Below are 13,290 nucleotides of genomic sequence, written 5' to 3' on the forward strand. Positions count from 1 at the left end.
AAACAATAGGACCAATGGCCTGACCATTGACCGCTGGCGGTCGGGCAACTCACAACAATAATCAGCCAAGAGGTCTCCACATGAGTCACGCAGGCAAACGCGTCCTGGTCACCGCCGCCGGCCAGGGGATCGGCCGGGCCACCGCCCTCGCCTTCCATCGCGCCGGTGCCGAGGTCATCGCCACCGACATCAATGCCGCCGCCCTGGACAGCCTCGAAGGGCTGCAGACCCGGGTGCTCGACGTCACCGACGCGGCCGCCGTGACCGCCCTGGTCGCCGAGCTGGGCAGCTTCGACGTGCTGTTCAACTGCGCCGGCTATGTCCACGCCGGCAGCATCCTCGATTGCGACGAAGAGGCCTGGCGCTTCTCCTTCGAACTCAATGCCACCGCCATGTACCGGATGATCCGCGCCGTGCTGCCCGGCATGCTGGCCCAGAGCGGCGGCTGCATCATCAACATGGCCTCGATCGCCTCCAGCCTCAAGGGCGTGGCCAATCGCTGCGCCTATGGCGCCAGCAAGGCGGCGGTGATCGGCCTGACCAAGTCGGTGGCCGCCGACTATGTCGGCCAGGGCATCCGCTGCAACGCCATCTGCCCCGGCACCGTGGATTCCCCCTCGCTGCACCAGCGCATCGCCGACCAGGCCGCCCGCGAAGGCCGTAGCGAAGCCGAGGTGCAGGCCGCCTTCGCCGCCCGCCAGCCGATGGGTCGCGTCGGTCGGCCGGAGGAGATCGCCGCGCTCGCCCTGTATCTTGCCTCCGACGCCGCCGCCTTCGTCACCGGGACCGCCCAGGTGATCGATGGTGGCTGGAGCGTCTGACGCCGTTTTTCGTCCGCACCCTTTTCCCCTCATAGGAGCTCCGATGAAACTCTTGCGCTACGGCCCCCAGGGCCAGGAAAAACCCGGTCTGCTGGATGCCCAGGGCCGACTTCGCGATCTCTCCGGCCAGGTGGCCGACCTCGCCGGCGAGGCGCTCGGCGCCGAGTCCCTGGCCCGCTTGCGCCAGCTGGACCCGAACAGTCTGCCGCTGGTGGACGGCACGCCGCGCCTGGGCCCCTGCGTGGGCCGGGTCGGCAAGTTCATCTGCATTGGCCTCAACTACGCCGACCACGCCGCCGAATCCGGCCTGGACGTGCCCAAGGAGCCGGTGGTGTTCAACAAGTGGACCAGCGCCATCTGCGGTCCCAACGACGCGGTGCAGATCCCCCGCGACTCGACCAAGACCGACTGGGAAGTGGAGCTGGGCGTGGTGATCGGCAAGGCCGGGCGCTACATCGACGAGGCCAATGCCCTGGATCACGTGGCCGGCTATTGCGTGGTCAACGACGTCTCCGAGCGCGAGTGGCAACTCGAACGCGGCGGCACCTGGGACAAGGGCAAGGGCTTCGACACCTTCGGCCCGCTCGGCCCCTGGCTGGTCACCGCCGACGAGGTGGCCGATCCGCAAAATCTCGATCTCTGGCTGGAGGTGGACGGCCACCGCTACCAGAACGGCAACACCCGCACCATGATCTTCACGGTGGCCCAGATCATCGCCTACCTCAGCCGCTGCATGAGCCTGCAACCGGGTGACGTCATCTCCACCGGCACCCCGCCGGGCGTGGGCATGGGCGTCAAGCCGCAGTCGGTGTACCTCAAGCCCGGCCAGGAAATGCGCCTGGGCATCCAGGGCCTGGGCGAGCAGCACCAGCGCACCGTCGCCGCCGACTAGACCCGACAGCCCCATCCCTGCCTATCAGCCTCCCCGTGCCCGCTTTCATCGAGCGGGCACGGGGCCGGGCTCGCTCAGCCCGCGAAACCCCCTCGAGGACAGCGCCATGCCAACAACAATTACCGGCCTGCAGATCGAAGACATCCGCTTCCCCACCAGCCAGGCGCTGGATGGCTCCGATGCCATGAACCCCGATCCGGACTACTCCGCCGCCTACGTCATCCTGCAGACCGACCAGCCGGGACTGGAGGGTCACGGCCTCACCTTCACCATCGGCCGCGGCAACGAGATCTGCTGCGCCGCCCTGCGCGCCCTGGAGCCGCGGGTGCGCGGCCTGACCCTGGAGTGGATCCAGGAGGATCCGGGCCGCTTCTGGCGCCATATCACCGGCGACAGCCAGCTGCGCTGGATCGGCCCGGACAAGGGTGCCATCCACCTGGCCACCGGCGCGGTGGTCAACGCCGCCTGGGACCTCTGGGCGCGCGCCGTGGGCAAGCCGGTCTGGCGCCTGGTGGCGGAGATGAGCCCCGAGGAGCTGGTGCGCTGCATCGACTTCCGCTATCTCACCGACTGCATCACTCCCGAAGAGGCCCTGGCTCTGCTGCGCCAGCGCGCCGAGGGCAAGGCCGAGCGGCTGCAGCGCCTCGAAGCCGAGGGCTATCCCTGCTACACCACCTCGGCCGGCTGGCTCGGCTATCCCGACGACAAGTTGCGCCGCCTCTGCCAGGAGGCCATCGACGCCGGCTTCTCCCATATCAAGCTCAAGGTCGGTCGCGATCTCGCCGACGACATCCGCCGGGTGCGCATCGCCCGCGAGGTGATCGGTCCCGAGCGCCACCTGATGATCGACGCCAACCAGGTGTGGGAAGTCGGCGAGGCCATCGACTGGGTGCGCGAACTGGCGTTCGCCAAGCCCTGGTTCATCGAGGAGCCCACCAGCCCTGATGACGTCGAAGGCCATCGCGCCATCCGCGAGGCGGTAGCGCCGGTCAAGGTGGCCACCGGCGAGATGTGCCAGAACCGCATCCTCTTCAAGCAATTCATCATGCGCGGCGGCCTGGACGTGGTGCAGCTCGACGCCTGCCGCCTGGGCGGCCTCAACGAGGTGCTGGCGGTGCAGCTGATGGCCGCCAAGTACGACCTGCCGGTCTGCCCCCATGCCGGCGGCGTGGGTCTCTGCGAATACGTGCAACACCTGGCGATGATCGACTACCTCTGCGTCGCCGGCACCCATGAGGGCCGGGTGGTGGAATACGTCGACCACCTCCACGAACACTTCGAGGACCCCTGCCGGGTGCGCGGCGCCGCCTACCTGGCACCCCAGGCGCCGGGGTTCTCCATCGCCATCAAGGCCGCCTCCCGCGCGCGCTACCGCCATGCCGGAGGACAGCCGTCATGAGCCCGCGCCTGGATGCCCACCAGCACTTCTGGCGTTATCGGCCGGCCGAATTCGCCTGGATCGACGGGCGCATGGCCGGCCTGCAAAGGGACCACCTGCCCGCCGATCTGCAACCGCACCTGCAGCGGGCCGGTTTCGACGGCTGCGTCGCCGTCCAGGCGCGCACCCTGGAAGAAGAGACGGATTTTCTCCTCGACCTCGCCGCCCGGACGCCCTGGGTGCAGGCGGTGGTCGGCTGGACCGACCTGCGCGCCGCCGACCTGGTGGCACGCCTGGAACGTCGCCAGGGCAGTCGTCACCTGCGCGGTTTTCGCCATCCGGTGCAGGACGAGGCCGATCCCGGCGCCTGGCTGGCCGATGCCGCCGCCAACCAGGGCGTCGCCACCCTGCAGCGGCATGGCTATCTCTATGAACTGCTGATCCACGCCGAGACCCTGCCCGCCGCCACCGCCTTCGCCGCCCGCCATGACCATGGCGTGCTGGTGCTGGACCACCTGGGCAAGCCGCCGGGCCGCGTGGCGCCTGCGGAATACGCCCGGTTGCTGGCGCCCCTGGCGCGGCTGCCCCATGTGCATTGCAAGCTGTCCGGGCTAGTCACCGAGGCCGACTGGCACGGCTGGCAGGCGGAGCAGTTGCTGCCCTATGCGCGCATCGCCCTGGAGGCCTTCGGGCCGGAGCGGCTGCTGTTCGGCTCCGACTGGCCGGTCTGCACCCTGGCCGCCAGTTACGCCGAGGTGGTCGACCTGGCCGAACAGGCGCTGCTGGATCTCACGCCCAGTGAGCGCGAAGCGGTCTTTGGCGGCAACGCGGCCCGCCTCTATGGCCTCGGCACCCAGCCCCGGGAGAAGGTGGCATGAATCTGCAGCTGACCGACAAGGTGTTCCTGGTCAGCGGCGGCGGCTCCGGCATCGGCGCCGCCATCTCCCTGGCCCTGGCCGCCGAGGGCGCCATCCCGGTGATCCTCGCCCGCGAGCCGCTGGCAGCCGACTTCGCCGCGCAACTGGCCGAACGTCAGCCCAGGGCGCGGGCCTTCACCGTGGAGCTGTGCGACGAAGCCGCCTGCGAGCGAACCGTGGCCGCCGTGCAAGACGCCTATGGGCGCATCGATGGCTTGGTCAACAACGCCGGGGTTAACGATGGCGTGAGTCTCAGCGCCGGTCGCGCCGCCTTCGTCGCCTCCCTGGAACGCAACCTGGTGCACTACTACCATCTGGCGCACCTCTGCCTGCCGGCGCTGCGCGCCAGCACCGGCGCCATCGTCAACATCGCCTCCAAGACCGCCCTTTCCGGCCAGGGCGACACCAGCGGCTACACCGCGGCCAAGGGCGGCGTGCTGGCGCTGACCCGGGAATGGGCTGCCTCGCTGCTGGACGACGGCATCCGCGTCAACGCGGTGATCCCCGCCGAGGTGATGACCCCGCTCTACGAACGCTGGCTGCAGGGCTTTCCCGACCCCGCCGCCAAGCTCGCCGCCATCACCGCGCGCATCCCCCTCGGCCGCCGCATGACCACCCCGGAGGAGATCGCCGACACCGTGGCCTTCCTGCTGTCGCCACGCTCCAGCCATACCACCGGCCAGTGGCTAAGCGTCGACGGCGGCTACCTGCATCTGGATCGGGCGTTGACGTGAAGACATGGCCGTAGGTTGGCGCTGAGCGTAGCGAAGCCCAACAAGGGGGCAGGCGCCCTCACCCCAACCCTCTCCCAGAGGGAGAGCGGGCGGTTCAGCGGATCCTGTTCAGGTTCGGCGTTAGCCGAGATCATCGGCGCGTGAAAAAGCCGCGCGCTCGACGTAGGTTGGCGCTGAGCACAGCGAAGCCCAACGAAGAGGACCACGGCAAGGCACCTGTAGCGTGGACAACGGCGCAGCCTTGTCCACCCGCCGGGCACCCAACTCGCTAACGCTTCGGACTCAAGGGACTGTCGTCCTGGTCTTCGCGCTCCTCGGTGGTGGTGGTGTTCGCCGAATCCGGCACGTCGCCGTATTCGTCGTAGTCGTGGGGGGTCTGCTGGTCGTCCGCGGGTTCGGGATTCATGAGGTACTCCAATAAAAGAAGTGCCCTCGGTGGAGTCCGCCAGCCCTGGTGGCGTTCCCGCTAGACCAGCGCCACCAGACGTTCGGCCACCCGGTCGAAGGGGTCGATGCTGCGCTGGGCCCGGCACAGCGGGATCACTCCCTGCACCGCCGCCACCAGCAGCGTGGCCAGCCCCATGGCCGCTTGCTCTGTATGGCCGTGCTCGACCAGCGCCACCTGCAAGCGCGCCTCCCAGCGGCGATAGATGCCCGCCGCCGCATCCAGTTCGCGCTGGGCGATCTCGTCCACCGGTTCTTCCACCGCCACCGCCATCACCGGGCAGCCGACGCGAAAATCCGAGTCCAGCAGGATGTCGCGCCACAGGCGCAAAAAGCCCTGGATCCCCGCCAGCGCTCCGGCCTGCAGCTGCCGCTCCAGATCGCGACTGACCTGGGCGCCGGCCAGCTCCACCGCTTCCACCACCAGCTGGTGCTTGCCGCCGGGAAAGTGATGATAGGTGGACCCCAGCGGCGCCTCGGCGCGCTTGATGGTCTCGCGGATGCTGGTGGCATTGAGGCCATGCTGCGCCAGCATGGCCGACGCCGCCACCACCACCCGTTCCCGTACCGTCGACTGCTCGGTCATCCATTCTCCTTGCTATGACAGTCGTCATAATCTACCGTCCAGCCATTATAACAACTGTCATAGGGACCACCCCATGCCCAGCGACGCCCTCGTCGAGGATTTGATCACCGCGGACGGTTATCGCCTCAGTACCAGTCGCTATCCCGCCCTGGGGCCGCTGCAGGGACGGCTGATCGTCGCCGGCGCCACCGCCGTGCCCCAGGGCTTCTACCGGCGTTTCGCCCAGCACGCCGCGGCGCGTGGCTTCGAGACCCTGACCCTGGACTATCGCGGTGTCGGCCGCTCGGCGCCGGCCTCGCTCAAGGGCTTTCGCATGGACCTGCTGGACTGGGCGCGCCAGGACCTCGCCGCCGCCGTGGACGCCATGGCCCAGGGCGACGTCCCCCTCTACCTGGTCGGCCACTCCTATGGCGGCCATGCCTTCGGCCTCCTGCCCAACCACGCCAAGGTCGCCGGCTTCTATGTCTTCGGCACCAGCGCCGGCTGGTACGGCTACATGCCGCCACTGGAAAGACTCAAGGTGCTGGCCATGTGGAAACTGGTGCTGCCGGTGCTGACCTGGTGGAAGGGCTATTGCCCCTGGAGCGCCCTGGGCCTGGGCGAAGACCTGCCGCGCGACGTCTATCGCCAGTGGCGCCACTGGTGCAGCTATCCCCACTACTTCTTCGACGACCCGGCCATGCGGGGCATCGAAGCCGGCTACGCGGCGGTGCGCACCCCCATCGTCGCGGTCAACGCCCTGGACGATCTCTGGGCCACGCCGCGCTCGCGCGACGCCTTCATGCAGGCCTATCGCAACGTCGACCTGCAGCGCGAAGACCTCGATCCCCGCCAGCACGGCGGCGCCATCGGCCACATGGGTTATTTCCGCGCCAGCGCCGAGCCACTCTGGGACCGCGCCCTGGACTGGTTCGCCGCCCTGCCCCGGGCACCGGGCGTGAACTGAGCCCCGAAAAGGCCGCCCCAGGGCGTGCCTGTCGCTTTTCCAAAAGCTCTCCGTCGTTTCCGGACAGTCATCCCGCTGCCCCAGGTCCCATTGTGGCGGCACGAATAACAAGGAGAAACACCCGTGCTGATCGGCATCCCGATGGAAACCGGTGCGGGGGAAACGCGCGTGGCCGCGACCCCCGAAACCCTCAAGAAACTGATCGGCCAGGGCCACCAGGTGGTGGTGCAACGGGGTGCTGGCGAGCGCGCCAGCGTGCCCGACGCGGCCTATGCCGCCAGCGGTGCCCAGCTCGGCGATGCCGCCGCGGCGCTGGGCGCCGACCTGGTGCTCAAGGTGGCGGCGCCCGATGCCGCCGAGCTGGCGCTGATGAAACCCGGCGCCGTGCTGATCGGCATGCTCAACCCCTTCGCCCAGGAGACCCTGGACCAGCTCAACGCCCGCGGCCTCACCGCCTTCGCCCTGGAAGCGGCGCCGCGCACCTCCCGCGCCCAGAGCCTGGACGTGCTCTCCTCCCAGGCCAACATCGCCGGCTACAAGGCGGTGATGCTGGCCGCCGACCACTATCCGCGCTTCATGCCCATGCTGATGACTGCCGCCGGCACGGTGAAGGCCGCGCGGGTGCTGATCCTCGGCGCCGGGGTGGCCGGGCTGCAGGCCATCGCCACCGCCAAGCGCCTCGGCGCGGTGATCGAGGCCTCGGACGTGCGTCCGGCGGTCAAGGAGCAGATCGAATCCCTCGGCGCCAAGTTCGTCGACGTGCCCTTCGAGACCGACGAGGAGCGCCAGTGCGCCGAAGGCGTCGGCGGCTATGCGCGGCCCATGCCGGCCACCTGGATGGAGCGCCAGGCCAAGGCCGTGCACGAGCGCGCCAGGCAGGCCGACATCGTCATCACCACCGCGCTGATCCCCGCTCGCCGCGCCCCCACCCTGCTGCACGAAGCCACCGTGGCCGAGATGAAGCCCGGCTCGGTGGTCATCGACCTCGCCGCCAGCCAGGGCGGCAACTGCCCGCTGACCGAGCTGGACCGGGTGGTGGTCAGGCACGGCGTCACCCTGGTCGGCTACGGCAACCTGGCGGCGCGCGTCCCGGCGGACGCTTCGGCGCTCTATGCCCGCAACCTGCTGGACTTTCTCAAGCTGGTGCTCAGGGACGGGGCCTTCCACCTCGACCTGGCCGACGACATCGTCGCCGCCTGCCTGATGTGCCACGGCGGCGAATTGCGCCGCAAGAACGCCTGAGCGCCCGCCCTCCGCCCCTCACAAGGACTGCCCCCATGGACCTGATTTCCGACGGCCTCTACAACCTGATCATCTTCGTGCTGGCCATCTATGTCGGCTACCACGTGGTCTGGAACGTCACCCCCGCGCTGCACACCCCGCTGATGGCGGTGACCAACGCCATCTCCGCCATCGTCATCGTCGGCGCCATGCTCGCCGCGGCCCTCACCGTCACCCCGCTGGGCAAGACCATGGGCACCCTGGCCGTGGCCCTGGCGGCGGTCAACGTCTTCGGCGGCTTCCTGGTCACCCGCCGCATGCTGGAGATGTTCAAGAAGAAGGCCCCCAAGGCCCCGGCGGAGCAGCGCTGACATGAGCATGAACCTCATCACCCTGCTCTACCTCGTTGCCTCGGTGTGCTTCATCCAGGCGCTCAAGGGCCTTTCCCACCCCACCACCTCGCGCCGCGGCAACGCCTTCGGCATGGCCGGCATGACCCTCGCCGTGCTCACCACCCTAGCGCTGATCCACAAGCTCGGCAGCGAGCTGGCGGTGCAGGGCATCGGCTACGTCATCGTCGGCCTGCTGGTGGGCGGCAGCGCCGGCGCCTACATGGCCAAGCGCGTGGAAATGACCAAGATGCCCGAGCTGGTGGCCTTCATGCACAGCATGATCGGCCTGGCCGCGGTGTTCATCGCCATCGCCGCGGTGGTCGAGCCACAGTCCCTGGGCATCGTCGCCACCTTTGGCCAGCCGATCCCCAGCGGCAATCGCCTGGAGCTGTTCCTCGGCGCGGCCATCGGCGCCATCACCTTTTCCGGTTCGGTGATCGCCTTCGGCAAGCTCTCCGGCAAATACAAGTTCCGCCTGTTCCAGGGCGTCCCGGTGCGCTTCGCCGGCCAGCATCCGCTCAACCTGGTGATCGGCCTGGCCATCCTCGCCCTGGGCCTGGTCTTCACCTTCAGCGGCAACCTCGGCGCCTTCGCCGTGCTGGTGGCCCTGGCCTTCGTCATCGGCGTGCTGATCATCATCCCCATCGGCGGCGCCGACATGCCGGTGGTGGTCTCCATGCTCAACAGCTACTCCGGCTGGGCCGCCGCCGGCATCGGCTTCTCGCTCAACAACTCCATGCTGATCATCGCCGGCTCGCTGGTGGGATCGAGCGGCGCCATCCTCTCCTACATCATGTGCAAGGCGATGAACCGCTCCTTCTTCAACGTCATCCTCGGCGGCTTCGGCGGCGCGACGGAAGCCGCGGCCAGCAATGGCAGCGGTGAACAGCGCCCAGTCAAAGCCGGCTCGGCGGACGACGCCGCCTTCCTGCTCGGCAACGCCGACAGCGTCATCATCGTCCCCGGCTACGGCCTGGCCGTGGCCCGCGCCCAGCACGCGCTCAAGGAGCTGACCGAGAAGCTGGTGCACAACGGGGTGACGGTGAAATACGCCATCCACCCGGTGGCGGGTCGCATGCCCGGCCATATGAACGTGCTCTTGGCCGAGGCCGAGGTGCCCTACGACCAGGTGTTCGAGATGGACGACATCAACTCCGAATTCGGCCAGGCCGACGTGGTGCTGGTGCTCGGCGCCAACGACGTGGTCAACCCGGCGGCCAAGAACGACCCCACGTCACCCATCGCCGGCATGCCCATCCTCGAAGCCTTCAAGGCCAAGACGATCATCGTCAACAAGAGATCCATGGCCAGCGGCTACGCGGGTCTGGACAACGAACTCTTCTACCTGGACAAGACCCTGATGGTCTTTGGCGACGCCAAGAAGGTCATCGAGGAGATGGTCAAGGCAGTGGATTAAGCCGTGGCTCCTCGCGACCGCCTGAGTGGTCGCGAGGAGCTGTTCGTTGGCACCCCATAAGACATACGTTTCTCTCTCGAAGTCTTTAGGCTTACGCACTCAACGCAAGGCTATTCAAGCAAGGATCAGCATCGCTCCTTCGACCGATTGCGCCTTCAGCCTTACTAATCAGATTATTTCTCAGCGCCTCACCTATCCCCTACCCCCAATCGAACGCTCACGCTCCGGGCTCTCCCAGCCCTCACAAGGACCGTCCCCATGCCAACCTCCCGCTCCCTCCTGGTCGCGTTGCTGCTAGCCAACACCGGTGCCGCCTGGGCCGAATCCAATACGGCCAACGTCCAGCAGAACGGTGGCTTCAATGTGGTGAACCTGAACCAGGGCAGCGAGCTGTCAGCGCGCAACCAGGCGGATATTCAGCAGAGCGGCAGTTTTCTCAATGCCCAGGTCACCCAGCAGAACGATGCCGATGACCGCGTGCGAGTGTTGCAGACCAATGGCAAGAGCGCTGTCGAGGTCAATCAGACCTGGGGCTCGCAGCGCCTGGTGGATATCGAGCAGCGCGATGGCGGCTATGACCGGGTGCAGGTCGATCAGGGGCCGGGCAGTGGCAACGAGACGGTGGTGCGGCAGAGCGGTTTGCGGCAGGACACCTATGTCCATCAGGACGGTGGCTATCACCGGATCGATATCGAGCAGGACAGCTATGCGGCGGGCCAGAACACCCTGACGGTGCGGCAGGATGGCCTCGACGGCAAGCTCGACCTGGCTCAGCACGGTGACCGCCAGGACCTGCAGGTGACCAGCTTCGGCCTGCACAACGGGGTCTGGGTGAGCCAGAACGGCGAGGACTCCAAGACGCTCATCGAGCAGCGCGGCAATGACAACTATGTCGGTCTCAAGCAGGCCGGCGAGCGGGTGGATTCCAAGGTGGTGCAGGAAGGCAACGGCAACGATGCCCGGGTCCGGCACTCCAGCAGCTACTCACGCCCCAGCAGCGTCGACATCGCCCAGCGCGGCGATCTCAACCGTGCGGACGTGAATGTCTATGGCGCCGGCAACCAGCTGACCCTGGCGCAGACCGGTAATGGCAATAGCGCCAACGCCATCGTCTCCGGCGAGGGCAATCAGCTGGACCTGGCGTCCACTGGCGACGGTAATGGCATCACCGCCTATTACCTCGGCAACGATGGTCAGCTGAAAGTGGATCAGCAGGGCAACGGCCTCGGGGTAACGGCCTACGTCACCGGCGACGCCTCCCGCATCACCGCCAGCCAGAGCGGCTTCCAGCACACCGCCGACCTGACCCAGAACACCGCCGGCAATGCCATCAACATCACCCAGAGCGGCTTTTCCAACCACGCCGTCATCAGCCAGTAGTCAGGGATCAGCGGGGCCAACCCCCGCGCGCTCCGGCAGCGGCTGAGGTTGCCGCTGCCACTCTCGCTCAATCTTTGCCCCACGCGGCCGCTATCCTTGAGATGTACCTTTCAAGGAGTCCGCGATGTCCAGCACGCTGTCGGTGAATGGCATTGGCCACGGCATCTTGCGCGCGCCCACGCTCAGGCTGGGTGGCGCGACGGCCAAGCCCACCGCCGAGGAAGAGGCGGCCAAGGTCGAGCAAGCCAAGAAGCCCAAGGGTATCGGCAAGCCCAATCCGCTGAACCAGATCAAGGACCAGGCCGAAGCCGACGCCGCCCCTGCCAGCGAGAAGGGCAGCACCGGCAACAAGACCCTGGATACCCTGCAGAAGGCCATCGACATGGCCAAGCGGCAACTGGAGCTGGCGCAGAAGCAGTTGCGCGCGGTGGAGGCCCGGAGCAAGGGTGAAGGCAAGGCTGACGAAGCCAGCCAGGCTGCGCGCGAGGCCGCCCAGGCCAATGTCGCCGCCGCCAGCGAAGCCCTGACGACTGCCTATGCCGCCTACACCGAAGCCCTGAAGAAGGCCGGCGAGACCACCAGCGGGGTCAGCGCCCGGGCGTGATGCTGGCCCCCTGACCGAACCGCCTGGGCTACCCTCGGAGGCTAGTCACGAACTGGAGGGCGTACTCGCATGGCAGCCAAACTCAAGGACAAGACCGCGCTGGTCACTGGCGCGGCCCAGGGCATCGGCGCCGCCATCGCCCGGGCCTTCGTGGCGGAAGGCGCCTTCGTCTATATCACCGACCTCAACGCTGACCTTGGCTGCGCCGTCGCCGCCGAGCTGGGGGACGGTGCCTGCTACCTGCGCCTGGACGTGCGCCTGGAAGCCGACTGGCAGCAGGTCACGCGGCAGATCCTCGATGAGCGCGGCCGGCTGGATGTGCTGGTGAACAACGCGGGGATCACCGGCTTTGAACAGGGCGTGGTGGCCCACGATCCGGAACACGCCAGTCTCGAAGATTGGCGTGCGGTGCATCGCACCAATCTCGATGGCGTCTTTCTCGGCTGCAAGCATGGCATCCGCGCCATGCGGCAGGCAGGCGCAGGGTCCATCATCAATATTTCGTCGCGTTCAGGACTGGTGGGTATCCCCGGCGCGGCGGCCTATGCCTCGTCCAAGGCGGCCGTGCGCAATCACAGCAAGACGGTGGCGCTCTATTGCGCGGAACAGGGCCTGGCTATCCGCTGCAATTCCATCCACCCCGCCGCTATCCTTACGCCCATGTGGGAGCCCATGCTGGGCGATGGCCCGGACCGCGCGGCGCGCCTGGCGGCGCTGGTGCGAGACACGCCGCTGCGGCGCTTTGGCCGCCCCGAGGAGGTGGCGGCCGTGGCGCTGCTGCTGGCGTCGGACGAAGCCGCCTACATGACCGGCAGCGAGCTGAATCTGGACGGCGGCCTGCTGGCCGGTTCGGCGGTGACGCCCACGACGACGGAAGCGCCCTCGCCCACTCCTCCCTGACCTTGAAGCTCAGCCGCCACTGGGCGCCAGGCTGTCCGGCCAGGTCCTCGCGGCGGCGGCCAGAGGTCCGTACTGGCGATGTAGATATCCATCGCCAGCAGTCCGCCGTGGCCCTCCGCGAGCAGCCACCTGCGGCAGGCCCTAGACCGGCCGACAGGTAGGAGGATCGCGCAGATCGCTAGCTATCCGGATAGACGTCTGCCGCGGTGATGTCCGGGAGGCTGCCGCCGGCGCGCAATTCGTTGATGGCGTCGCGGATCACCTCGTAGAGCAGCGCCGTGTTGCGTACCAGGGCTTGGTTGAGGGTACGCGACACCCGCGCCGGCCGGGCGGGGTCGATGAGGGTGATCAGCAGGTTGTCACCCTGGGATTGGATCTCGTGCTTGATCGGAGGGTCCAGCGCCGCCAGTTGACTACGAAGAGCTTGCATAGAGCCAAGGGTTCTCCAGGTGGTATTGCTCTTTACGACTCGACCGCTGGCGCCCGTGTTCCAACGCTTCGCTCGCCAACGTCTGTCAGGGCTGAAGGGAGCCCTTACCCGTCCCGCCCTGCACAGCGCCGTTTCACAACACGCACGCCTGGCCCTCAGCGCACCGACTCAGCGGCGGAGACGAGAGAGTGCCTGGCTGCGGCTGGACGACTGCCGCGGTGGCCGAGC

At 67.8% G+C, this 13,290-nt stretch carries 15 protein-coding genes; 12 read left to right on the forward strand and 3 right to left on the reverse strand.

Annotation, left to right across the window (positions count from 1 at the left end; all coding sequences use genetic code 11):
- Positions 1-80: 80 nt before the first annotated feature.
- The 5 genes from AABM56_RS19100 to AABM56_RS19120 all read left to right on the forward strand — a co-directional run bounded on the left by AABM56_RS19100 (position 81) and on the right by AABM56_RS19120 (position 4,742).
- Positions 81-821, forward strand: a complete 741-nt coding sequence (locus AABM56_RS19100; protein ID WP_263259592.1) for an SDR family oxidoreductase — start codon at positions 81-83, stop codon at positions 819-821.
- Positions 822-864: 43 nt separating this feature from the next.
- Entirely contained in the window at positions 865-1,713 is an 849-nt protein-coding gene (locus tag AABM56_RS19105) for an ureidoglycolate lyase (RefSeq protein WP_108582447.1), read from the forward strand.
- A gap of 106 nt (positions 1,714-1,819) precedes the next feature.
- The gene (locus tag AABM56_RS19110) at positions 1,820-3,112 is read left to right on the forward strand and encodes an L-fuconate dehydratase (protein ID WP_133861380.1); all 1,293 of its coding nucleotides are present in this window, start codon (positions 1,820-1,822) and stop codon (positions 3,110-3,112) included.
- Positions 3,109-3,969: an amidohydrolase gene (locus AABM56_RS19115; RefSeq protein WP_133861381.1), complete on the forward strand. Its 861-nt coding sequence runs from the start codon at positions 3,109-3,111 to the stop codon at positions 3,967-3,969. The genes AABM56_RS19110 and AABM56_RS19115 overlap by 4 nt, the downstream gene beginning before the upstream one ends.
- On the forward strand, positions 3,966-4,742 hold the full coding sequence (locus AABM56_RS19120; RefSeq protein WP_347883630.1) for an SDR family oxidoreductase: 777 nt from the start codon (positions 3,966-3,968) through the stop codon (positions 4,740-4,742). The genes AABM56_RS19115 and AABM56_RS19120 overlap by 4 nt, the downstream gene beginning before the upstream one ends.
- 268 nt (positions 4,743-5,010) lie before the next feature.
- Here the strand turns inward: AABM56_RS19120 and AABM56_RS19125 are convergent, their stop codons facing one another.
- Positions 5,011-5,148, reverse strand: coding sequence for a hypothetical protein (locus AABM56_RS19125; RefSeq protein WP_166655913.1), 138 nt, complete (start codon positions 5,146-5,148; stop codon positions 5,011-5,013).
- Positions 5,149-5,208: 60 nt separating this feature from the next.
- Complete coding sequence (locus AABM56_RS19130; RefSeq protein WP_263259595.1) at positions 5,209-5,772, reverse strand: TetR/AcrR family transcriptional regulator; 564 nt, start codon at positions 5,770-5,772, stop codon at positions 5,209-5,211.
- Between the two features lie 73 nt (positions 5,773-5,845).
- On the opposite strand from AABM56_RS19130, the gene AABM56_RS19135 reads away from it, so the two are divergent.
- From AABM56_RS19135 to AABM56_RS19165, 7 genes are all read left to right on the forward strand, one after another.
- Entirely contained in the window at positions 5,846-6,718 is an 873-nt protein-coding gene (locus tag AABM56_RS19135) for an alpha/beta fold hydrolase (RefSeq protein WP_263259596.1), read from the forward strand.
- A 123-nt stretch (positions 6,719-6,841) separates the two neighbouring features.
- Complete coding sequence (locus tag AABM56_RS19140; protein ID WP_347883631.1) at positions 6,842-7,960, forward strand: Re/Si-specific NAD(P)(+) transhydrogenase subunit alpha; 1,119 nt, start codon at positions 6,842-6,844, stop codon at positions 7,958-7,960.
- A 35-nt stretch (positions 7,961-7,995) separates the two neighbouring features.
- On the forward strand, positions 7,996-8,310 hold the full coding sequence (locus AABM56_RS19145; protein ID WP_133861386.1) for an NAD(P) transhydrogenase subunit alpha: 315 nt from the start codon (positions 7,996-7,998) through the stop codon (positions 8,308-8,310).
- A gap of 1 nt (position 8,311) precedes the next feature.
- On the forward strand, positions 8,312-9,748 hold the full coding sequence (locus AABM56_RS19150) for an NAD(P)(+) transhydrogenase (Re/Si-specific) subunit beta (RefSeq protein ID WP_263259598.1): 1,437 nt from the start codon (positions 8,312-8,314) through the stop codon (positions 9,746-9,748).
- Between the two features lie 258 nt (positions 9,749-10,006).
- Positions 10,007-11,128, forward strand: a complete 1,122-nt coding sequence (locus AABM56_RS19155; protein WP_263259599.1) for a hypothetical protein — start codon at positions 10,007-10,009, stop codon at positions 11,126-11,128.
- 124 nt (positions 11,129-11,252) lie between these two features.
- Positions 11,253-11,732, forward strand: coding sequence for a hypothetical protein (locus tag AABM56_RS19160; RefSeq protein WP_263259600.1), 480 nt, complete (start codon positions 11,253-11,255; stop codon positions 11,730-11,732).
- 69 nt (positions 11,733-11,801) lie between these two features.
- Positions 11,802-12,632 carry a glucose 1-dehydrogenase gene (locus AABM56_RS19165; protein WP_347883632.1) on the forward strand — a complete coding sequence of 277 codons (831 nt, stop codon included), beginning with the start codon at positions 11,802-11,804 and terminating at the stop codon, positions 12,630-12,632.
- 178 nt (positions 12,633-12,810) lie between these two features.
- Here AABM56_RS19165 and AABM56_RS19170 read toward each other — a convergent pair whose 3' ends face one another.
- On the reverse strand, positions 12,811-13,062 hold the full coding sequence (locus AABM56_RS19170; protein WP_263259602.1) for a hypothetical protein: 252 nt from the start codon (positions 13,060-13,062) through the stop codon (positions 12,811-12,813).
- Positions 13,063-13,290: the final 228 nt, after the last annotated feature.

This window comes from Pseudomonas aestiva (genome assembly GCF_039908605.1).
Taxonomy (GTDB): Bacteria; Pseudomonadota; Gammaproteobacteria; order Pseudomonadales; family Pseudomonadaceae; genus Chryseomonas; species Chryseomonas aestiva.